We start from the raw sequence: 21,064 nt of genomic DNA, 5'->3' as shown, positions 1-21,064 counted from the left end.
GAGAGGTCAGATCGTGCTCAGGTCGGGGAAGGGGCGCACCGGGTCGGTCACGCCGTCCCAGGTCAGGGAGGATTCGCGGATCAGGTCGAACATGCGGCCCTTGGGGCCGGCCACTTCCGACAGCTCGATCACGGTGCCCGGGTGGTACTCGGTGTCGAAGTAGATGAAGCGGCCCTTTTCACCGACCTCGCCCTGCATCTTGGGCTTGAAGCCTTGCGCCAGCAGGCGTTCCAGATCGGCGTCGTAGTCGCTGGTCCAGTAGGCGACGTGCTGCAGTCCGGTGCGCCCGGCCTGCAGGAAGTCGCGGTACATCGAGGGCACGTCGTTGCGGGTCTGGATCAGCTCCACCTGCACGAAGCCGGAGTTGGCCAGGGCCACCGAGTTGTGCGGCTCGTAGTCTTGTCCGTCGTACCGGTAGTGCTTGATCGGCACGCGCGGGTTGTAGTACCACGGGCCCACGCCCAGCGTGCGGCTCCAGTAGTCCATGGCGGCTTCGATGTCGTGCACGACATAGCCGAGTTGGCGGATTTCGCCGAAGTGGCGGCTCATGCGGATTCCTTCCTGTGTGGCGTGGGCGCGGGTGGCGGTGCCAGCCGCTTACTTGGCGCCGTCGATGATTTCTTTGGGGATGGCGACGCCGGCGTGCTTGAGGTGAATCTCATTGAGCTTGCCGTTGTGCAGATTGGTTTTGACCCAGCCGTTGACCCAGTTCATCAGCTCGGGCTGGTTCTTGCGCATGGCGATGCCGAGCTGGTAGGACTGGAGGATGAACTTGACCTCGAACTCGCGCGCCGGTGCGCGCTTGGCGATGGCCGCGATGATGGGCGGCGTGATCGCCACGATGTCGGTCTGGCCGCTGGCGGCGGCGGTGATGGAGGCGGCTTCGTCGTCGAAGCGCACCACCTTGGCCTGGGGTGCACGCTCCGACAGGATCTTGTCCTGCGGGCCGCCGCGGGTCACGGCCACGGTCTTGCCGGCCAGGTCGTCGATGCCTTTGATCGCCAGGCTCTTGGGCGCGCCCACGGCGGCCTGGATGGCGCCGTAGGGAATGGAGAAGTCCACCGCCTTCTGGCGCTCGGGCGTGATCGACAGCGAGGAGATGATCAGATCGGCCTTGTTCGACAGCAGGTTGGGGATGCGCGCCGAGTTGGTGGTGTTGACGATCTCCAGCTCCACGCCCAGGTCCTTGGCCAGCAGCTTGGCCGCGTCCACGTCGGAGCCGGCGGGCTGCACCTTGTCGTCCACGTACCCGTAGAAGGGGGCGCTCAGGTCGATGCCGATGCGGATCTTGCCGGCGGCCTTGACGTCGGCCAGTTCGGCCAGCGCGGGCAGGCACAGGGTGGCGGCGGCAGTGGCCAGCAGGGTGCGGCGCAGGAAGCGGGAAGGGGTCATGGTGTGTCTCCGTTGGGGTGGTGGTGAAGGAAAAAGGGGCGCCGCCGGATCACAGCCCGTGCGACAGGAAGTCGCGCAGCTCGGGCGTTTGCGGGTTCTTCAGCATGGCGCCGGGGCCGGTCTCCCAGACCTTGCCCGCGTGCATGTAGATGATGGTGTCGGCCACGCGGGCGGCGAATTCCATTTCGTGCGTGACCAGCACCATGGTCATGCCGCCTTCGGCGAGCTGCTCGATCACACGCAGCACCTCGCCGGTGAGCTGGGGGTCCAGTGCGGAAGTGACCTCGTCGAACAGCATCACCTGCGGCTCCATGGCCAGCGATCGCGCGATCGCCACGCGCTGCTGCTGGCCGCCCGAGAGCTGTTCGGGATAGGCCTGGGCCTTGTCGGCCAGACCGACCTGCCTGAGCGTGCGTTCGGCGATGGCGCGCGCGTCGGCGCTGGACAGGCCCTTGACCGCCTTGGGTGCGAGCGTGATGTTTTGCTCCACCGTCAAGTGCGGGAACAGGTTGTAGCTCTGGAACACGATGCCCACGTCCTGGCGCAGCCGGCGCAGGTCCACGTCGGGCGCGTGCACCGCGTGGCCGCAGACCTGGATGGTGCCGCTGTCGATGGTTTCCAGCCGGTCGATGCAGCGCAGCGCCGTGCTCTTGCCCGAACCGCTCTGGCCGATGATGGCCACCACCTGGCCCTTGGGGATGGCGAAGGACACGCCCTTGAGCACCGGGTTGCTGCCGAAGCGCTTGTGCACGTCCTGGAGTTCGACGACCGCGTTCATGGAGGGGGTTGCTTTCATGTCTCGGAAACCTTGTTCTGCGGTGTCTCAGGCCTGGCCGGCAGCACGCTGGCCGAAGTGCAGGCGTGCTTCCAGGCGCCGGCTCCAGACCGACAGCGGGTAGCACATCGCGAAGTAGACGGCCGCGATGATCAGGTAGACCAGGAAGGGCTGGAAGGTGGAGTTGTTGATGAGCTGGCCGGCGCGCACCAGCTCGACGAAGCCGACGATGGAGGCCAGCGAGGTGTTCTTGACGATCTGCACCATGAAGCCCACCGTGGGCGGTGTGGCGATGCGCAGCGCCTGCGGCAGCACCACCAGCCGCATGCGCTGCCAGCGCGAGAGCGCCAGGCACTCGGCCGCTTCCCACTGGGTGCGCGGCACCGCCTCGATGCAGCCGCGCCAGATCTCGCCCAGGTAAGCGCTGACGTAGACGATCATCGCGATGCTGGCCGCCACCAGGCCGGGCAGCTCCAGCCCCATGATGCTCAGGCCGAAGTAGCACACGAACAGCACCACCAGCAGCGGGGTGCCCTGGATGATCTGGATCCAGGCGATGGTGAGCCAGCGCAGCGGCTTGAAGGCGCTGATGCGGCACAGCGCGATCACCCCGCCGGCCAGGCCGCCGCCGACAAAAGCGATCAGCGACAGGCAGACCGTCCACAGCGCGCCCACCGCCAGAAACTGCAGGTGGTAGAGATTCAGGCCGCCATCAACCATGGAAGGCCTCCGCAAGGCAAAGCAACAGCGTGTTCATCGGGTGCCTCCCGTGCCGAGACGGCGGCGGCGGGTGAAGACCGCCATGCCGAACAGCCACAGGCCGGCGCGCATCAGCAGCGACAGCGCCAGGTAGGCCACGGCCACCAGGATGTAGGCCTCGAACGGGCGGAAGGTGTCGGACTGCACGCGGGCCGCAGCCGCGGTGAGCTCTTCCACCGAAATCTGCGAAGTGATCGAGGTGGCCAGCATCAGCAGCACGAACTGGCTGGTCAGTGCCGGGTAGACCTTCTCCATGGCCGGGCGCAGGATCACGTGCCAGTACACCTGCCGGCGCGTCAGCCCCAGGCATTCGGCGGCTTCGAGCTGGCCCTTGTGGATGGCGTCCATGCCCGCGCGCATGATTTCGCACGAGTACGCGGCCACGTTGATCACCATGGCCAGCAGCGCGGCCGTGAAGGCCGGCACCTTCCAGCCCAGGCTGGACAGGCCGAAAAACACCAGGAAGACCTGCACCAGCAACGGCGTGTTGCGGATCACTTCCACGTAGGCGCCGCACAGCGCCGACATCCAGCGCACCGGCCCACGCCGGCCGATGGCCAGCAGCGTGCCCATGATGAAACCGATCACGGTGGCCGGCACCGAAAGCTGGATGGTCAGCCAGGCGCCGTCCAGAAACTGCGGCCAGGCGGCCAGCACGCTGGCGAAATCGAATTCGTAATCCACGCGCGGGGTCCGTTCAGCCGGCGCAGCGGCGGTTCAAGGGGCGCAGCCCCAGGGGGAAAAACGGCATGCCTGTCTCCGGGTACCGGGCCGGCGGTGCGGCTGGTACAAGATGTGTTGTTTGATCAAATTTGATGTGTACATCCATCAAACGTGAGGGAATAATAACTGCCGGCATCGCCAGATTGCCAGTTTCTTGATTGATGTTTTTTGATGGTTTATTGATGGCAAAGCCTGCCCGCATTCCCGACATTGCCCAGCTGGCCGGCGTTTCCACGGCCACGGTGGACCGCGTGCTCAACCGCCGTCCTGGCGTGCGCCGGGCCACGGTCGAGCGTGTGCTGCAGGCCGCCGAGCGCCTGCAGTACCTGCCCGACGCCGACCTGCGCCATGCGCTGCAGCCCGCGCCCATGCAACTGGTGTTTCTGCTGCCGGCGGGCCACAACCGGTTCCTGCGCATGCTCGGCGACACCATCGGCTATTCCGAGGCGCACTGGTCGCCCTACAACGTGCGCTGCCGGGTCGAATGGGTCGAGGGGTTCAATCCCGAGGTGCTGGCCCAGGCGCTGCTGCGCCACGGCGCCAAGGCCGACGGCGTGGCCTTCATGGCGCTGGAGCACCCGCTGGTGCGCGATGCGGTGGACGCGCTGGCCGCACGCGGCGTGCCGACCGTGACCCTGATTTCCGACATCTCGGGCTCGAAGCGGGCCGCCTACGTGGGCCTGGACAACCGCGCCGCCGGCCGCACTGCGGCGTACCTGATCGCGCGCTTCATCGGCGAGCGCCCGGCGCAGGTGGCCATGATCGCGGGCAGCCTGAGCTACCGCGCGCACGAGGAGCGCGAGGTGGGCTTCCTGCACCTGTTCAAGGAGTCGTTCCCGCACATCGAGGTGGTGGGCCTGCGCGAAGGGCACGACGATGCCGACCGCAATCACGAACTCACGCGCACGCTGCTGGAGCAGTACCCCGACCTGGCCGGGCTCTACAACATCGGCGGCGCATCCGACGGCGTGGGCCGCGCGCTCAAGGAGGCCGGCCGCGCGCACAAGGTGGTGTTCATCGGGCACGGCCTGTCGCCCGACACGCGCGCGCTGCTGATCGACGGCACCATGGACGCGGTGATCAGCCAGAACCCGCAGGGCGCCATGATGACCTGCGTGCGCATCTTCGCGAACCTGCGCGATGGCCGCGACGCGATGACGGGGGTGGAAGTCACGCGTGGGCAGATCATGTTCCGCGAAAACCTGCCCTGATGGGCGGGGCGCTGCGGGCGCCCGCTCGCGGGGTGGCTCAGAAGGGGATGCGGCCGGTCCAGAGATCCTTGTACATAACCCAGTCGCCCATGAAGCTGTAGAGCGGGCGCTTGAACGAGGCCGGCCTGTTCTTTTCGAAACCGAAGTGGCCCAACCAGGCGAAGCCGTAGCCGCACAGCAGCCCGGCCAGCAGCCAGCCCGGCTGGCCCGTGGCCAGCAGCAGGGCCAGGCACACCAGCGCCAGTGTCGAGCCGGCAAAGTGCAGGCGGCGGCAGGTGCGGTGGCTGTGCTCCTTCAGGTAGAAGGGGTAGAAGTCGGCGAAGCGCTGGAAGCTGCGCGGGTCGACCGCCTCGGGGGCGGCACCGGTGGCGGTGTTCATGGCGGGTCTCCTGCCGTCGGCGGACGGCCGAGGGGCATCTTAGGCGGGGGTTGTCCGGCCTGGCTTTGGGGGATTTCCCGCACAGCGGTCGCGCCCGTGACGCGGCCTGGGCACGTGGGTCAGAGCGCCAGCCGGCCGGCGTAGCCGGTCATCTCCAGATAACCCCGGCCGGTGCGCCGGCCCTGTGCGTCGAGCAGGTCGGACAGGCCTTCCCAGTAGACGGTGCCGGTGCTGGCGCGGCTGTCGAGTTCCTGCGCGTCCACCAGGGACTGCACGGTGAAACTGCCGGCCGGCGTGTCCAGGCGCCAGGCGACCGGGTAGTCGGCGCCGGTGCGCGGGCTGGTCCAGCGGCGCCGTGGTGTCCAGGTGAGCGCGTCCGGGCCGAACACGGTGAGCGCGCCCGCTGCCGTGCGCCACGAGCCGCCGGCCCAGAGCGCCGAGCCGTCGGCGCGGCGCAGGCGGAAGGCGGTGAGCGCCGCACCGTCGTCGAGGTTCATGCCGATCCAGTCCCAGCCCACGGCATCGGGGTGCAGCAGCGCCTCGCTCCATTCGTGGTCCAGCCAGGCACTGCCGCGCACCGCGACCCGCGTGCCGGGCAGCCGCAGGCGGGCCTGCACCGCCAGTTGCGGGTGGCTGACGTAGAAACTCGCCTGTGCGGGCTGCGGGCCCTTGCGGGAGAAGCCGGCATCGCCTTGCAGCAGCAGGGGCTGGCGCGGTGTGGCCTGCAGCTCGATGCCGATCTCGTCGCCGCCGATGCGGGCTTCGTAGCCACCATCGGGCCGGCGCCGCAGGTGCCAGTCGCGCAGCACCACCTCGGTGTCGGTCTCGCGCGCGAAGACGCCGCGCTCCGGGTCGGCGGGCACTTCGCCGTTCCAGCGCGCGATGCGCTGGTCGTGCCAGAGGCGGGCGCCGCCCACGTCGGTGATGGCGGCGTGCGCAAACAGCAACTGGCGCGCGGCCAGCCGCCCGGGCAAGCGGGCGGCCGCGTCGACCCGGCTGCGGAAGAACGTGATCTGGAAGCCATAGAGCCGGCCGTCGCCAGCCTGCCCGTGCCCGGTGAGGTACCACCATTCGGTGCGGGTGTCGTGGTGGCTGCCGTGGTCGCGCGGGAAGGCCAGCGGGCGCGGCGCGAGCGTGCGGGTCTCGGCCCACCCCGGGCCGCTGCGCAGCCCGGGGGCGGCGGCCAGGGCGGTGGCCAGCAGGTGGCGGCGCTGGATCGGCATCACCAGTCCTCCTTGACGGCGCGCACCGCGTCGCGGCTGGCGGCGGCGCGCCCGGACAGCCAGGCCGTGACCGTGCCGGCCAGCACCACGGCCAGACACAGCGCCGCCAGCCGGGGCCAGGGCAGCGACAGGTCCATGGTCCAGTGAAAGCTCTGCGGGTTGACCACGTGCACCAGCACCAGGCTGACCACCAGGCCCAGGGCCAGGCCGGCCAGCGCGCCCAGCGTGGTCCAGGCCAGGCCTTCGAGGCCGACCACGGCGAGGATCTGCCGCCGCGTCAGCCCCAGGTGCGCGAGCAGGCCGAATTCCTTGCGCCGTGCCAGCACCTGGGCACTGAAGCTGGCGGCCACACCGAAGAGCCCGATGCCGATGGCCACCGCCTGCAGCCAGTAGGTGACGGCGAAGCTGCGGTCGAAGATGCGCAGCGAGGTGGCGCGGATCTGCGCCGCCGACGCGAAGGCCAGTGCCTCGGGCAACGCGGCGCTGGCCGCCAGGCGGGTGACGGCGGCCCGCACGTCGGCCTCGTCGGCGCCGTCGGCCAGTTGCAGCGCGAGGTCGTTGACGCGCGCATCGCCGGTCAGGCGCAGGTAGTCGGCGCGGTCGATCACCACGCTGCCGTGCTGGCGGGCGTAGTCGCGCCAGACCCCGGCGACGAAGAAACGCCGGCCCTGCAGGCGCTCGGGCGCGAACGCGGTGGCCAGCGCCGGCAGCCACTGGCCGGGCCGGGCGCTGTAGAGATCGCGGAAGGCTTCGCTCACGTACACCGGCACCTCGCCCGACCCGGGTGGCGCGCGCAGGGCTTCGCCAACCAGGGGCAGGGCCAGCGCGGTACCAGGCCCAGTGTGCAGCGGGCGCGCCAGCAGTGTCACCGGGGGCAGGGCGGGCGCCAGTTGCACGGGCACGGCCCGCAGGCCATCGGCCCGCGCCACGCCGGGCACCTGCTGCACCGCCTGCACGAAGGCGTCGGGCAGCGGGGGGCGCTCGCCCGCAGCGGTTTCGGCCAGGCGCAGGTACAGCGGGGCGGGCAGCACGCTGTCCAGCCACTGGGCGACCGAGTCGCGGAAGCTGGCCACCATCACGGTCAGCGCCACCGACAGGGCCAGGCTGGCGACCACGCCGCTGGTGGCCACGGCGGCGGTTTCCCGCTGGCGGCGGGCGCGCTCCACCGCCAGCAGCGCCAGCGCATGGCCTTGCACACGCGGTGCCAGCCAGGCCAGCAAGGCACCCACGGCCAGCGGCAGTGCGGCGATGCCACCCACCAGCCACAGGCCGATGGACACATAGGCCCCGAGGGCCAGGCCCTGCACCGGCGGCAGCAGGGCCAGCGCGGCGGCCACCGCCATGGCCCCCAGCGCCCACGCCGGGTGGAGGCGGGCCGCGTGCTGGCCGCCCAGCCCTTTGAGCGCCTGGGCGGGGGCCAGGTGCCGCATGGCGCGCGCCGGCCACCAGCCGCCCACCAGTGCCGCCACCACCCCCAGCGCGCCATAGACCGCCGCTGCGGTGGCCGACCATTGCAGCGGCGGGGTCTCGCCCGAGAAGTAGCCGCCGCCCAGATCGCCGCCGAGCAGGCGCAGCGCCAGGGCCGCCAGGGCGGTGCCGAGCGCCACCCCGGTGGCGCTGCCCAGGGTGCCGAGCAGGGCCGATTCGGCCAGCACCAGGCGCTGGCGCTCGCGCGCCGACAGCCCCATCACCCCCAGCAGTGCGAACTGCGGCTGGCGGCGCACCACCGACAGCGAGAGCACCGAAAACACCAGAAAGGCGCCGGTGAACAGCGCCACCAGCGCCAGCACGGTGAGGTTGACGCGGTAGGCGCGCGACAGGTTGCTGGCGCGTTCGCCGGCCTGTTCGGGGCGTTGCGCCAGCAGGGTCGGTGGCAGTGCCAGCCCGGCCAGCACGGCGTCGGCCGCCGTGCCGGGCGCCAGCCGCAGGTCGATGCGGCTGAGCTGCCCGGGCCGGCCCAGCAGGGCCTGGGCGGCAGCCACGTCCATCACCAGCAGCGGAGCGCCGCCCGCATTCACGCGGCCGGCCACGCGCAGGCGCACCTCAGCGCCATCCACCCGCAGCACGGCGTCGACCGCATCGCCCAGCAAGCGCGCGGCAGCCGGGTTGGGAAACACGGTGTCGGGGGCGAACAGGTCCAGCCGCCGGCCCGTGTCGCCTTGGCCGCGCGCCAGCAGCGGCTGCAGCGCGGGCGAGACGGCGGCGGTCGACAGCGCGTCCACCCCCACCACGCGCACCGCCTCGCGCCGGCCGTCGGGCAGGTGCAGGGCGGCGGTCTGCTCGATCACCGGGCTGGCCTGGGCGACGCCGGGGAGGGCGGCCATCCGCTCATGCAGTGCATCGTCCAGCCAGCCCTGGCGCGCGCGCAGGGTCAGGTCGGGCTGGCCGTTGACGGCGCTCACCGCGCCCGTGAACTCGGCCAGCGCCGATGCATTGATCAGGTGCACCGCCAGCGACAGCGCCACGCCCAGCGCGATGGCCGCCACCGCGACGCCCGTGCGCCAGGGGTGGTGGCGCCATTCGGGCAGGCAGAGGTGGCGGAGCAGGGCGGTCATGCCGGCAGCTTACGCGGTGTGGGCAAAGACCCTGCGGACAGCGGTACTATTTGCCCGGGCTTTAATTGCCTAGGCAGTAATTGCCTGTACATTTACCGCCATGTCACCGTCAGACCCCGCTGCCCATCCCTCCTTGCCCCTTGATGGCGCCCCCCGCTTTTACGAAGCCGAGCGTTTTACCGCCGAAGAGAGCGTGGGCTTTCTCATGAAGCGCATCCTGCTGTCGATGGGCCAGCAGGCTGACCGGCGCCTGGCCTCGCACGACCTGACCACCGCGCAATGGGGCCCGCTGATGCGACTCAAGACCGCAGACAGCATGACGGTGGCCGAACTCGCACGCTGGCACAACACCGACGCGGGCGCCATGACGCGCCTGCTCGACCGCCTGGAGAAGAAGGGCCTGTGCCGCCGCGAGCGGTCGCTGCAGGATCGGCGCGTGGTGCACGTGCGGCTCACGCCCGAAGGCGAGGCGGCGCTCGAACACGTGCCGGCGGTGTTGTCCGACCTGCTCAACCAGCACCTGGCGGGCTTCTCGCACGAAGAGTGGCTGACGCTGCGCGACCTGCTGCAGCGCATGGCCAACAACGGCGACCGCCTGCGCAGCGACAACCCCTGATGCCCCTGGCCATTCCCCATCCGTTCCGTTGACGAGCCCACCCATGAAATCCCCTTTCCTGTCTTCCCGCACCGCGTTGCTGCTGACGCCCCTCGCGCTGGCGGCGCTGCTGGCCGGCTGTGCCAGCAGCGCGGGCATCGAACCCCAGGCCCAACGCCTGGACCCGGCGCGCCTGGGGCTGCCCACCGCCGCCGCCCCGACGGCGCCCGCGGCTGCCACGGCGCCGGCTGTGCAGGCCGAGTGGTGGCGCGGCCTGGGCGACGCCCGGCTCGATGCGTTGGTTGAACACGCGCTGGCGGGCCACCCCTCGCTCGGCGCGGCCCAGGCCCGCCTGGCGCGTGCGGCGTCGGCCGTGTCGGCACAAGCGGCCACTGGCGGCCCGCAGGTCGGCCTGAGCGCCGACGCCACCCGCCAGCATTTCAGTGCCAACAGCATCTACCCGGCCCCGCTGGGCGGTTCGACCCGCACGCTGGCCAACGCGCAGTTCGCCGGCTCGTGGGAGATCGACTTCTTCGGCCGCCACCGCGCCGCGCTCGAAGCCGCCGTGGGCAGCGAGCGCGCGGCCGAGGCCGATCTGGCCGCCGCGCGCCAGTGGCTCGCCACCCAGGTGGTGCAGGCCTATGTGCAACTGGCCCTGCTGAACGACCAGCGCGGTGTGGCGCAACAGTCGTGGCAGCAGCGCCAGGACCTGCTGGCCCTGACGCGCCAGCGCGTCGCCGCCGGCCTGGACACCGTGGTGGAATTGCGCCAGGGCGAAGGCGCGGTGCCCGACGCCCGCCAGCAGATCGAGGCCATCGACGAGAAGATCACGGCCACCCGCCTGACGCTGGCGGCGCTGACGGTGCAGGCGCCCGAAGCGCTGCAGGCGCTGGCGCCGTCGCTCGCGGGCCTGAAGGCCCTGCCGCTGCCCGGCACGTTGCCGGCCGACCTGCTGGGCCGCCGCGCCGACATCGCCGCCGCGCGCTGGCGCATCGAATCGGCGGGGCAGGCGGTGCGCTCGGCCAAGGCCCAGTTCTATCCCAACATCAGCCTCACCGCTTTTGCCGGCTTGTCCAGCATCGGGCTCGACCAACTGGTCGAATCCGGCAGCCGCCAGTACGGCATCGGCCCGGCGATCCACCTGCCGGTGTTCGACGCCGGCGCGCTGCGCGCCCAGCTGGGCGTGCGCACGGCCGACCTCGACGCGGCGGTGGCGAGCTACAACGCCGCCGTGATCGACGCGGTGCGCGAATCGGCCGAGCAGCTCAACGTGCTGGGCTCGGTGGCCCGCCAGCAGGCCGAGCAGGCCCGCGCCCAGGCGGCGGCCGAGTCGGCCTACGACATCGCACGCCAGCGTTACGGTGCCGGCCTGACCAGCCACCTGGTGCTGATCCAGGCCGAATCGACCGTGCTGTCGCAACGCCGGCAGGCGCTGGACCTGCAGGCCCGCGCCCTGGCTGCCCAGGCGGCGCTGGCGCGCGCCCTGGGCGGCGGCTACGTGCCGCAAGCCTGAAGACCGCTGCGAGAACCTCTTTTCCCGAACACCCCGACGCCTCCGAGACCACCATGAACGCTCCCGTCCAGCCTTCCGAATCCCGTTCAAACAACCCCGCCCGCCGCCAGGCCCTGACGGCCGTCGCCACCGCCGTGGCCGTGGCCGGCATCGCCTATGGCGCCTACTGGGCGCTGGTGCTCAACCACTACGAAACCACCGACAACGCCTACGTGTCGGGCAACGTGGTGCAGGTCACGCCGCAGATCGGCGGCACCGTGCTGGCCATCGAGGCCGAAGACACCGACCACGTCAAGGCCGGTCAAACCCTGGTGCGGCTGGACCCGGCCGACGCCCGCGTGGCGCTGGAGCAGGCCGAGGCGCAACTGGCGCAGACCGTGCGCGAGGTGCGCACCCTGTACGCCAACAACCGCACCGCGCAGTCGCAGGTGGCCACCCGCAACGCCGACCTGGCGCGCGTGCGGGCCGAGCTGGCGCGGCTGGAGGACGACGTCAACCGCCGCCAGCCGCTGGTGGCCACGGGTGCCGTCGGGCGCGAAGAGTTCGAACACGCCCGGGCGCAACTGACGGCGGCCCGCAGCAGCGCCGCTGCGGCCGAATCGGCCTTGCAGGCAGCGCGCGACCAACTCGCGGCCAGCGAGTCGCTGACCGAAGGCACCACCGCCGAACAGCACCCGAGCGTGCAGCGCGCGGCGGCCCGCGTGCGCGAAACCGCGCTGGCGGTGCAGCGCACCGATCTGGTGGCGCCGGTGGACGGGTACGTGGCGCGCCGCAACGTGCAGCTGGGCCAGCGCGTGGCCGCCGGTTCGCCGCTGATGTCGGTGATCCCGCTGGAGCAGGTGTGGGTCGAGGCCAACTTCAAGGAAAGCCAGTTGCGCCACCTGCGCCTGGCGCAGCCGGTGGAACTGACCGCCGACGTCTACGGCAGCAAGGTCGTGTACCACGGCACCATCGAAGGCATGGGCGCGGGCACCGGCGCGGCGTTCGCGCTGCTGCCGGCGCAGAACGCGACCGGCAACTGGATCAAGGTGGTGCAACGCGTGCCGGTGCGCATCCAGCTCGACCCGAAGGAACTGGCCGAACACCCGCTGCGCGTGGGGCTGTCGATGGAAGCCAAGGTGGACATCTCCCGCACCGACGGCGCGGTGCTGTCCACCGCTTCGGCCGCGTCGTCGAGCAAGGCTACCGAGGTGTTCGCGCAGGACGCCGCGGCCGCCGATGAGCGCGTGCGCCAGATCATTGCCCGCAACCTGGGCACTGGGGGCGCTGCGCGGGCCGTGGCCCAGGCGCCCAAGGCCCTGAAGGCGGCGGCCGCCTCCGCGCCCGGGGCCGCCACGGTCGCTGCCGCCGCCAGCACCGCCGCCACCCACTGAGTGTCTGCACCATGAGCACCGAAGCCATCCGGCCGGCGGCCGGGGCGGATACGCCCGCGCCCGCTGCGCCACCGCCACCCCCCGCTGCGGCGGGACCGGCCTTCGCGCCGCTGCAAGGAGCCCAGCTCGCGCTGGGCACGCTGGCGCTGTCGCTGGCCACGTTCATGAACGTGCTCGACACGTCCATCGCCAACGTGTCGATTCCCGCCATCGCCGGCGACATGGGCGTGAGCCCGGCGCAGGGCACCTGGGTCATCACCTCGTTCGCGGTGGCCAACGCCATCTCGGTGCCGCTGACCGGCTGGCTGACCCAGCGTTTCGGCCAGGTGCGCCTGTTCACCATGAGCGTGCTGCTGTTCGTGCTGGCCTCGTGGCTGTGCGGGCTGGCACCCAACATTGGCATGCTGATCGCCTTCCGCGTGCTGCAGGGGCTGGTGGCGGGCCCGATGATCCCGCTGTCGCAGACCCTGCTGCTGGGCAGCTACCCGCGCGCCAAGGCGGGCGTGGCGATGGCCATGTGGTCGATGACGGTGCTGATCGCGCCGGTGGCCGGCCCGTTGCTGGGCGGGTGGATCACCGACAACATCGCCTGGCCCTGGATCTTCTACATCAACATCCCGGTGGGCATCTTCGCGGCCGCGCTGACCTGGTCGATCTACCGCACGCGCGACCCCGGCCCGCGCCGGGTGCCGCTGGACCGCGTGGGTCTGGTGCTGCTGGTGCTGTTCGTGGCCGCCATGCAGATCATGATCGACAAGGGCAAGGAGCTGGACTGGTTCGAGTCCGGCGAGATCATCATGCTGACCGTGGTCTCGGTGATCGCCTTCCTGTTCTTCCTGGCCTGGGAACTGACCGAGAAGCACCCCATCGTCGACCTGCGCCTGTTCGCACGCCGCAATTTCGTCGCCGGCACGCTGTCGCTGTCCATTGCCTACGGGCTGTTCTTCGGCAACGTGGTGCTGCTGCCCCTGTGGCTGCAGCAGTTCATGGGCTACACGGCTACCTGGGCCGGGCTGGCCACCGCACCGGTGGGGCTGCTGGCGCTGGTGCTGTCGCCCTGGGTCGGCAAGAACGTGGGCCGGCTGGACCCGCGCAAGCTCGCCACCATCGCCTTCCTGGGCTTCGGTGGGGTGCTGTGGATGCGCTCGCACTTCAACACCGACGCCGACTTCACCACCATCCTGATCCCGACCTTGCTGCAGGGCGCGGCGATGGCGTTCTTCTTCATCCCGCTGCAGGCCATCGTGTTCTCGGGCCTGCCGCCGGAGAAGCTGCCTTCGGCGTCGGGCCTGTCGAACTTCGTGCGCATCACCGCCGGCGCCGTGGGCACCTCGCTGTTCACCACGCTGTGGGAAAGCCGCGCCTCGCTGCACCACGCGCAACTGGCCGAAGCCGTGCACGCGGGCAACGCCACCGCCATGGCCAGCCTGCAGCAGTTCATGGCGGCCGGCATGAGCCGCGAGCAGGCGCTGGCCACCATCGACCGGCTGGTGAACCAGCAGGCGTTCACGCTCGCGGTGAACGACCTGTTCCACCTCTCGGCCGTGCTGTTCCTGGTGCTGGTGGCCGTGATCTGGTTCGCCAAGCCGGTGCACGGCGCGGGCAGTGGCGACGCCGGCGGCGCGCACTGAGCCGCCGCGCCGGGCGCCGCTCAGCGCTCGCGCAGGCTGACCACGTCGTTGGTGGTCAGGCGCATCAGGTACAGCTGCGGGCCGGCAGCGCGCATCTCGCTGCAGCCGCTGCTGCCGCGCAAGCGGTTCCATTCGACGCACAGGGCCGAGCCCTCGGTGCGCCAGCGGCCCGAATCGCTCACCTGCGGGGTGTCGACGTAGACGTAGTCGGTCTTGAACTGCAGGCGGACCTCGCTGCCGTTGAGGTTCTGGTAGGCGAAGGACTTGCCCACCAGGCGCTCTCGAAGGGCTTCGGGTGCGAGCGCCTGGGCCTCGGGCGGAAAGGCCGGGGGCGCGGCGGTTTGCGGCCAGGCCAGTGCGGGCAGGCACAACCAGGGCAGCAGGGGCAGATGTGGTCGCAGGCGCATGAGGGTCTCCTGGGCAGAAGGTGGCGGGGGCCGGCCACGCCGGTTCTGGGGCCGGGTGGACGCATGCTAGAGGGCGTTTGGTGGTTCGGACAAGCACCGCCCGGCGGCTGGCGCGCGGTCCTGCGCGGCCTACAATCCAGGCTTCACCGGGGGTGCGGCGCGCCGATAGGCGTCGCGGCTGAGAAATACCCCTCTCACCTGATCTGGGTTGTGCCAGCGTAGGGAGCGTGAACGACCGGCCGCCGTGGTGGCGAGCCGCCGTCCAGCGCCACCCGAGCGGCGTTTTTCGTAGGACAAGGCGTCTCCCATGCAACGGCGGTTTCTGTTTTCGGCTCTCACCTCTCTTTCCCTGGCAGCGCTGGCACCGGCCACATGGGCTGCCGAGCCCTTGCCGTTGCGCGTGCTGGTGCACAGCTCGTTCGACCTGCCCAAGGAACTGCTGACGCAGTTCGAGAAAGCGGCTGGCGTGCGGCTGCAACTGGTCAAGTCGGGGGATGCCGGCGAGATGACCAACAAGCTCATCCTCACCAAGGCACGCCCGATCGCCGACGTGGTGTTCGGCATCGACAACAGCCTGCTGCCGCGGGCGCTGGCTGCGGGCGTGATCGAGCCCTACACCGGCCCGGCGGCGCAACGCGCGGCGGCGGTCACCCTGGGCCAAGGCGTGGTGCCGGTCGACTACGGCTACGTGAGCCTCAATGTCGACAAGGCCTGGTTCGCGCAGAAGGGCCTGGCGCTGCCGACCAGCCTGGACGACCTGGCCCAGCCGGCCTACGCGAAGCTGCTGGTGGTCCAGCACCCGGGTACATCGAGCCCGGGGCAGGCCTTCCTGCACGCCACCATCGCCGGCCTGGGCGAAGAAGCCGCCTTTGCCTGGTGGGCCCGGATGCGCAGCAACGGCGTGAAGGTGGTCAAGGGCTGGACCGAGGCCTACTACACCGAATTCACGCGCAACGGCGGCAGCCGCCCGATCGTGGTGAGCTATGCCAGCAGCCCGGCCGCCGAGGTGTTCTACGCCAAGGACAAGCTGACCGAATCGCCCACGGCCAACCTGGCGTTCAAGGGTGCAGTGTTCCGCCAGGTGGAGGGCGTGGCGCTGGTGCGCGGGGGCCAGCCGGCCGCGCGCGAGGCGGCGGGCCGCTTCATCGAGTTCCTGCGCTCGGCCCCCGTGCAGCAGGCCCTGCAGACCACGATGTGGATGTACCCGGCCGAGGCCGGTGCGGCACGCGCCGAAGTCATGCGCCTGCACGCGCCCGAGCCCGCCACCTTCGACAATCCGCCGCCTGCGCTCGCCGACGAAAAGGGCCGCGCCTGGCTGCAGCGCTGGACCCAGGTGGTGTTGAAGTGACCCCCCCCTGCGCCGCTGCCGCGGCTTCCCCCCTCCGTAGCGCGCTGGTGGCGCTTCGAGGGGTGGCGGCACCCTGTGGCCCGGCGAAACCGGTTCCACGATGCCCTGTGGCGGGGGCGGGCCTTCGTTCGCGAAGCGTCCTTTTCGCATGAAGCGCGCGCGCTGGCTGTTGCTGGCGCCGCCCCTGGTGTTTCTGGGGCTGGTGCAGGTGGCGCCGTTGATGCGGCTGCTGGCCGAGGCCTTTGCCGGGCGGGACGCCTTCGGCGGTGAGCCGTTGCGTTGGTGGGCCCTGTGGCAGGACGCGCACCTGCGCTGGCGGCTGCTGTGGTCGTTCCTGCAAGCTTCGGTCACGGGGCTGGCCGCGTTCGCCATCGGGCTGCCCATGGCCTGGGTGCTGGCGCGCTGGACGTTCCCGGGCCGGGGCGCCTTGCTGCGCCTGCTCATGCTGCCCTTCGTGGTGCCCACGCTGGTGGCGGCCATGGGCGTGCTGGCGCTGTGGGGTCCGCGCGGTGTGCTTGGCGCACCGCTGGCCGCCTGGGGCATCGAACTGGAAGACACGCCCTGGCTGCTGCTGTACGGCAACCTGTTCTTCAACCTTTGCGTGGTCGTGCGCGCCGGTGTCGAAGCGCTGGAACGGATCGACGCCACGCGGTTGGCGGCCGCGCGCAGCCTGGGGGCGACACCCTGGCGGGCGTTCTGGCGCGTCGAGTGGCCGGCCATCGCGCCCTGGATGGCGGCGGCGGTGTGCCTGGTGTTCCTGTACTGTTTTTCGGGCTTCGGGCTGGCGCTCGTGCTGGGGGGGCCGCGCTACAGCACGGTGGAGGTGGAGATCTACACCCTGGTGGCGCACGAACTGGCGCTGGGCCCAGCCAGCGTGCTGGCGCTCTGGATGATCGGTCTGACCGGCGCGGTCGCGCTGGGGTATGCCGCCATCGAGCAGCGGCTGGCAGCGCCGGCGCGCGTGGTGCCGGTGCCCCGGCGCCGGCCGGCCGGCGCTGGGCAGTGGGCCGCCGTGGCCGCGGTGATGGGGGGCTTTGGCATCCTGTGCGCTGCCCCCCTGCTGGCCATTGCGTGGCGCGCGGCGCACGCGCTGGCGGCGGGCGCCGCACCGGTGCTGTGGGCGCCCGAAACCCTGCAGGCGCTGGGCAACACCCTGCGCTTTTCGGCGGCGGCCCTGGCCCTCGCCGTGGCGCTCGGGCTCGCGCACGCGCTGGCCCAGCGCTGGCTGGGCGCCGTGTCGGCGCGGCGCGGTGGGCGTGGCCGTCTGGCGCTGGGCTGGCGGGCTCTGGCCTACCTGCCCCTGGTGGTGTCGCCCGTGATGGTGGCCTTCGGCCTGCTGCTGCTGTACCCCGACTGGACCGCCAGCCTGGGGCTGCTGCTGGTGGCCTACGCGCTGCTGGGCTATCCCTTCGTGGCGCGCGCGCTCACCACCGCGCTCGACCAGTTGCCGGCCCACTGGGCCCAGGCGGCGGCCACGCTGGGGGCCACCCCCTGGCGCGTGTTCTGGCGCGTGACACTGCCGCTGGTGCAGCCCGCGCTGCGCCGCGGCGCCGCCTTCGCGGCGGCCACGGCGCTGGGCGAGTTTGCGGTCACGCTGTTCCTGTCGCGGCCCGAGTGGATCACCCTCACCACGCTGATCCACCAGCGCCTGGGCCGGCCCGGGGCGGCCAATCTCGACGCGGCCATGGTGCTGGCCGCGCTGCTCATGGGGCTTGCGCTGCTGGCCTTCGTGCTGATCGAAGGTGCGGGTGCCTCATCCGGCCAGAAGGGCGACACTGCCAGCCATGCTTGAGTTGCGCGACATTCACAAACACTGGAACGGCCAGCCCCTGCTGCGGGGCGTGAGCCTGGGCGTGGCCGCCGGCGAGACCGTGGCCCTGCTGGGCGCTTCGGGCAGCGGCAAGAGCACGCTGCTGAAGATCGCGGCCGGGCTGGAGGCGCCCGAATCGGGGCAGGTCTGGTTCGACCACACCGACATCACCGCGCTGCCGCCCGAGCGGCGGGGTTTTGCGCTGATGTTCCAGGACTTTGCGCTGTTCCCGCACCTGAACGTGCGCGACAACGTGGCCTTCGGCCTGATCGAGCAGGGGCATCGGCGCGCGCAGGCGCGCGAGCAGGCCGAAGCGCTGCTCGCGCCCTGGGGCCTGGCAGCGCACGCGCGGGCCCGGGTGTGGACCCTCTCGGGCGGGGAGCAGCAGCGCGTGGCCCTGGCCCGGGCCCTGATCACCCGGCCGCGGGTGCTGCTGCTGGACGAGCCCTTTTCGGCGCTGGACGCGGCGCTGCGCGAGCAGTTGCGGGCCGAGTTTGCCGAGCGCATTGGCGCGGCCGGCATGGCCGCCGTGCTGGTCACGCACGACGAGACGGAAGCACGCGGCATGGCGCAGCGGGCCTGGACCTTGCGTGGTGGGCGCCTCGAATCCGCCTGGTAGCGGCCGGCGCCCGGCAGCGACCGATCAGGTTTGCGACTGCAGGTAATTCTGCAGACCGACCTTGTCGATCAGGCCGATCTGCTTTTCCAGCCAGTAGGCGTGGTCGGTTTCGGTGTCGCCGAGCTGCGCGACCAGGATGTCGCGGCTGACGAAGTCGGCCAGGCGCTCGCACAGCGCGATGCCTTCCTTCAGGCTGGCGCGCACGCTGTACTCGACGTCCAGATCCTTGCGCAGCATCTCAGGCACCGTCAGGCCCGGCTCGAAGGCGTGGGGCCGCATGTCGGGGCGCGCGCCCAGCATCAGGATGCGGCGGATCAGCGCGTCGGCGTGCTGGGTCTCTTCGGCCATCTCATGGTCGATGCGCGTGTACAGCTGGGTGAAGCCCTGGTCTTCGTAGGTGCGCGAGTGGATGAAGTACTGGTCGCGGGCGGCGAGTTCGCCGCGCAGCAGTTCCTTGAGGCATTCGATGACGTCGGGGTGGCCTTGCATGGTGTCGGTCTCGGTATTCAGGATCAAATGCGCAGTATCGGGCTTTTGGCGGCTGCTGGGCGGTTTGGCCTTGCGAGCCCGGTCTGGATGCGACTGGGCCTGAAGAGCCGCATTGGAGGCATTCGCATTCCGCCGGCGCCACAGGTCGCTGGTGCGAGAATCGGCGCAGGCCGCGTGGGCGGCTGGCGTCTCTTTGACTGGAAGGTGGGTATGGGCTGGTTTTCCAAAAACACGGACGGTTTCTTCCTCTCCACCACCACGCCGCCGGACATTCCGCGCGCGTGTTATCTGGGTGTGGTCAACGGCGAGGCCATCATCGGCGCCAACATCTTTCGCGACCTGTTCAGCTCGGTGCGCGACGTGGTCGGCGGGCGCGCCGGTGGCTACGAGCGGGCCCTGGCCGGTGCCCGTGATGCCGCGCTGGAAGACCTGATCGAGGCCGCGCGGGAGCGCGGTGCCGAGGGCGTCATCGGCATCGATTTCGACTACGAAGTGCTGGGCGAGACCAACGGCATGATGATGGTGGCGGTCAGCGGCACGGCGGTGAAACTGCCATGAGCATGGTGCTCTGGGCCTATGTGCGGGTGCGGGGGCAGGCGCTCAGCGACGGCACGGACCGCCTGGCGCTGTACCGGCACCGGAATCGGCTCGACGTGCTGTCGCGGCGCCTGGAACTGCCCCCGTTCCTGTCGGCCTGCGACACCACCGATCTGCACTACAACACCTCGGACCAGGCCTTGCCAGAAGGGCTGTCGTCGACCGACGAGGTGATGGCGCGCAGGGGCCAGTGGCTGCCCATGGGGCAGGCGCTGGCCTTGCTCGAAGGGCTGCTCATCCATGTGGAGAACCAGCGCCCGCGCCTGGGCCTGCTGCGCAACGACCGCGAGGCGGTGGCGACCGAGCTGCGCGAGGTGCTGGCGTTCGTGCGCAGCTGGGTCCAGGAAGCCGACGCGTTCAACTTTGCGGTCGTGATGTGACCGCAGCGGCCGCGCGGCCGGCTCAGCCGCCGCGCAGCGCGCGCAGCAGTTTCTGGCCTGCCCGGCCGTTGGTCTCCTGACCCAGGCGCTGCTGTTCCACGCGGATGGCGTCGCGGCTGCGTTCGCCCAGCATGCCATCCACCGCGCCGATATCGTGCCCGCGCATGATCAGCAGCCCCTGCAGTTCGCGCCGCTCTGCGCGCGAGAGCCCGGGGTCGTCGGTCGGCCAGGGCGTGGCGAAGGGGCCGGCACCGCGCAGGCGGTCGCTCAGGTGGGCGATGGCCAAGCCGTAGCTTTCGGCGGCGTTGTAGCTGTAGATGGCGTCGAAATTGCGGAACACGAGGAAGGCAGGCCCGCGCGGACCGGCCGGCGTCATCAGCCCGGCGCTGCCCAGGCCGTCGGGCAACGGGCTGCCGTCGACGCGCCGCACGCCGCGCGCGATCCACTCGCTCATCGGGCGCTTGGTGCGCCGGCCCTCGCTGGCGGTGTTCAGGTGGGCGGGCAGCCGGACCTCGAATCCCCAGGGCTGGCCGCCGCGCCAGCCGGCCTTGGCCAGGAAGTTGGCGGTGGAGGCCAGTGCGTCGGGCGTGCTGTCCATCAGGTCGCGCCGGCCGTCGCCGTCGAAGTCGACCGCCAGCCGTTCGAACGTGGTCGGCATGAACTGGGTGTGACCGAAGGCGCCGGCCCAGGAACCCACCAGGCGTTCGGGCGTCACGTCACCGGCCTGCAGAATGCGCAAGGCCGAAAAGAACTCGCCCTGGAAGAAGCCTTGCCGGCGGCCGAAACAGGCCAGCGTGCCCAGGGCCTGCGGCAGCGGGTAGCGGCCGAAGCTCTGGCCGAAATTGCTTTCCACGCCCCAGACCGCGACCACGGTGGCGGGGTCGACGCCGAAACGCTGTTCGACCCGGGCCAGCACCTCGGCATGCCGCGCGAGCAGGGCCCGGCCTTCGGCCACGCGCTCGTCATCGACCAGACCGGCCAGGTAGTCCCAGATCGGGGTGCGGAACTCGGGCTGGTTGTCCAGCTTGGCCAGCACGTCGGCGTCGGGGGTGAGGCCGCGCGTGAAACGGGCATAGGCTTCGGCGGACACGCGCGCTTCGCGCGCGGCGGGCGCCAGCCGTTGCAGGCAGGCCTGGAAAGCGGCGTCGGAGACGCTGTTTTCGGTTTGGGCGGAAGCGGGGAGGCCGGCGCCCATCAGCAGGGCCGCGGTCAGCAGGGGGAGGGACTTGTTCATGACGGTCTGTGGCGGCTGAAACAGGGCGGGGCAGGTCAGGCCTGCCCCGTT

Annotated in this window: 21 protein-coding genes and 1 riboswitch; of the genes, 10 read left to right on the top strand and 11 right to left on the bottom strand. The window is 71.0% G+C overall.

Annotated elements, in window-relative coordinates; translation table 11 throughout:
• Positions 1 to 6 precede the first annotated feature (6 nt).
• From L0977_RS02380 to L0977_RS02360, 5 genes are read right to left on the bottom strand one after another with little or no spacing between them, the layout of a single operon-like run.
• Positions 7 to 549, bottom strand: a complete 543-nt coding sequence (locus L0977_RS02380) for a VOC family protein (protein ID WP_234263067.1) — start codon at positions 547 to 549, stop codon at positions 7 to 9.
• Positions 550 to 597: 48 nt separating this feature from the next.
• Positions 598 to 1,392, bottom strand: a complete 795-nt coding sequence (locus tag L0977_RS02375) for a transporter substrate-binding domain-containing protein (RefSeq protein WP_234263066.1) — start codon at positions 1,390 to 1,392, stop codon at positions 598 to 600.
• 49 nt (positions 1,393 to 1,441) lie between these two features.
• Positions 1,442 to 2,170, bottom strand: a complete 729-nt coding sequence (locus L0977_RS02370; protein WP_284306319.1) for an amino acid ABC transporter ATP-binding protein — start codon at positions 2,168 to 2,170, stop codon at positions 1,442 to 1,444.
• 45 nt (positions 2,171 to 2,215) lie between these two features.
• Positions 2,216 to 2,887 carry an amino acid ABC transporter permease gene (locus L0977_RS02365; RefSeq protein WP_234263063.1) on the bottom strand — a complete coding sequence of 224 codons (672 nt, stop codon included), beginning with the start codon at positions 2,885 to 2,887 and terminating at the stop codon, positions 2,216 to 2,218.
• A gap of 33 nt (positions 2,888 to 2,920) precedes the next feature.
• Positions 2,921 to 3,610 (bottom strand): amino acid ABC transporter permease, encoded by a 690-nt coding sequence (locus L0977_RS02360; protein ID WP_234263062.1) that lies wholly within the window; start codon positions 3,608 to 3,610, stop codon positions 2,921 to 2,923.
• A 221-nt stretch (positions 3,611 to 3,831) separates the two neighbouring features.
• Between L0977_RS02360 and L0977_RS02355 the strand changes: the two genes are divergently transcribed.
• Positions 3,832 to 4,860 (top strand): LacI family DNA-binding transcriptional regulator, encoded by a 1,029-nt coding sequence (locus L0977_RS02355; RefSeq protein WP_234263060.1) that lies wholly within the window; start codon positions 3,832 to 3,834, stop codon positions 4,858 to 4,860.
• Positions 4,861 to 4,897: 37 nt separating this feature from the next.
• Here L0977_RS02355 and L0977_RS02350 read toward each other — a convergent pair whose 3' ends face one another.
• The 3 genes from L0977_RS02350 to L0977_RS02340 all read right to left on the bottom strand — a co-directional run bounded on the left by L0977_RS02350 (position 4,898) and on the right by L0977_RS02340 (position 9,017).
• Complete coding sequence (locus tag L0977_RS02350; RefSeq protein WP_234263059.1) at positions 4,898 to 5,239, bottom strand: Mpo1-like protein; 342 nt, start codon at positions 5,237 to 5,239, stop codon at positions 4,898 to 4,900.
• Between the two features lie 119 nt (positions 5,240 to 5,358).
• Positions 5,359 to 6,462, bottom strand: coding sequence for a lipocalin-like domain-containing protein (locus L0977_RS02345; protein WP_234263058.1), 1,104 nt, complete (start codon positions 6,460 to 6,462; stop codon positions 5,359 to 5,361).
• Complete coding sequence (locus tag L0977_RS02340) at positions 6,462 to 9,017, bottom strand: ABC transporter permease (protein ID WP_234263056.1); 2,556 nt, start codon at positions 9,015 to 9,017, stop codon at positions 6,462 to 6,464. The genes L0977_RS02345 and L0977_RS02340 overlap by 1 nt, the downstream gene beginning before the upstream one ends.
• Positions 9,018 to 9,117: 100 nt before the next feature.
• Between L0977_RS02340 and L0977_RS02335 the strand changes: the two genes are divergently transcribed.
• From L0977_RS02335 to L0977_RS02320, 4 genes are read left to right on the top strand one after another with little or no spacing between them, the layout of a single operon-like run.
• Positions 9,118 to 9,633, top strand: a complete 516-nt coding sequence (locus L0977_RS02335) for a MarR family winged helix-turn-helix transcriptional regulator (protein WP_234263055.1) — start codon at positions 9,118 to 9,120, stop codon at positions 9,631 to 9,633.
• Between the two features lie 43 nt (positions 9,634 to 9,676).
• Positions 9,677 to 11,125: an efflux transporter outer membrane subunit gene (locus L0977_RS02330; protein ID WP_234263053.1), complete on the top strand. Its 1,449-nt coding sequence runs from the start codon at positions 9,677 to 9,679 to the stop codon at positions 11,123 to 11,125.
• Between the two features lie 53 nt (positions 11,126 to 11,178).
• Positions 11,179 to 12,498 (top strand): HlyD family secretion protein, encoded by a 1,320-nt coding sequence (locus L0977_RS02325; RefSeq protein WP_234263052.1) that lies wholly within the window; start codon positions 11,179 to 11,181, stop codon positions 12,496 to 12,498.
• A gap of 11 nt (positions 12,499 to 12,509) precedes the next feature.
• A complete protein-coding gene (locus tag L0977_RS02320; protein WP_234263050.1) occupies positions 12,510 to 14,129 on the top strand; it encodes a DHA2 family efflux MFS transporter permease subunit in 1,620 nt (539 codons plus the stop codon).
• 20 nt (positions 14,130 to 14,149) lie between these two features.
• Here L0977_RS02320 and L0977_RS02315 read toward each other — a convergent pair whose 3' ends face one another.
• Positions 14,150 to 14,536 (bottom strand): hypothetical protein, encoded by a 387-nt coding sequence (locus L0977_RS02315; RefSeq protein ID WP_234263049.1) that lies wholly within the window; start codon positions 14,534 to 14,536, stop codon positions 14,150 to 14,152.
• Between the two features lie 138 nt (positions 14,537 to 14,674).
• Positions 14,675 to 14,779: riboswitch (TPP riboswitch) on the top strand.
• 64 nt (positions 14,780 to 14,843) lie between these two features.
• Here L0977_RS02315 and L0977_RS02310 point away from each other — a divergent pair.
• The 3 genes from L0977_RS02310 to L0977_RS02300 all read left to right on the top strand — a co-directional run bounded on the left by L0977_RS02310 (position 14,844) and on the right by L0977_RS02300 (position 18,313).
• Positions 14,844 to 15,884, top strand: a complete 1,041-nt coding sequence (locus L0977_RS02310) for a thiamine ABC transporter substrate-binding protein (protein ID WP_234263048.1) — start codon at positions 14,844 to 14,846, stop codon at positions 15,882 to 15,884.
• A 148-nt stretch (positions 15,885 to 16,032) separates the two neighbouring features.
• Positions 16,033 to 17,676, top strand: a complete 1,644-nt coding sequence (locus L0977_RS02305) for an ABC transporter permease (RefSeq protein ID WP_234263046.1) — start codon at positions 16,033 to 16,035, stop codon at positions 17,674 to 17,676.
• On the top strand, positions 17,669 to 18,313 hold the full coding sequence (locus L0977_RS02300; RefSeq protein ID WP_234263045.1) for an ABC transporter ATP-binding protein: 645 nt from the start codon (positions 17,669 to 17,671) through the stop codon (positions 18,311 to 18,313). Before L0977_RS02305 ends, L0977_RS02300 begins: the two co-directional genes overlap by 8 nt.
• Positions 18,314 to 18,337: 24 nt before the next feature.
• Here L0977_RS02300 and bfr read toward each other — a convergent pair whose 3' ends face one another.
• Positions 18,338 to 18,802 (bottom strand): bacterioferritin, encoded by a 465-nt coding sequence (gene bfr / locus L0977_RS02295; protein ID WP_234263298.1) that lies wholly within the window; start codon positions 18,800 to 18,802, stop codon positions 18,338 to 18,340.
• A gap of 210 nt (positions 18,803 to 19,012) precedes the next feature.
• Here bfr and L0977_RS02290 point away from each other — a divergent pair, with 210 nt between their 5' ends.
• On the top strand, positions 19,013 to 19,360 hold the full coding sequence (locus tag L0977_RS02290) for a heavy metal-binding domain-containing protein (protein WP_234263043.1): 348 nt from the start codon (positions 19,013 to 19,015) through the stop codon (positions 19,358 to 19,360).
• Positions 19,357 to 19,779, top strand: a complete 423-nt coding sequence (locus L0977_RS02285; protein ID WP_234263042.1) for a hypothetical protein — start codon at positions 19,357 to 19,359, stop codon at positions 19,777 to 19,779. Before L0977_RS02290 ends, L0977_RS02285 begins: the two co-directional genes overlap by 4 nt.
• 22 nt (positions 19,780 to 19,801) lie before the next feature.
• On the opposite strand, the gene L0977_RS02280 is transcribed toward L0977_RS02285, so the two are convergent.
• Positions 19,802 to 21,013, bottom strand: coding sequence for a lytic murein transglycosylase (locus L0977_RS02280; RefSeq protein ID WP_370465307.1), 1,212 nt, complete (start codon positions 21,011 to 21,013; stop codon positions 19,802 to 19,804).
• Positions 21,014 to 21,064 lie beyond the last annotated feature (51 nt).

Source organism: Hydrogenophaga sp. NFH-34, from assembly GCF_021401345.1.
Classification (GTDB): Bacteria; Pseudomonadota; Gammaproteobacteria; order Burkholderiales; family Burkholderiaceae_C; genus Hydrogenophaga; species Hydrogenophaga electricum.
The sequence above is the reverse complement of the archived record's forward strand: the minus strand, read 5'-3'. Positions and strand labels throughout refer to the sequence as shown.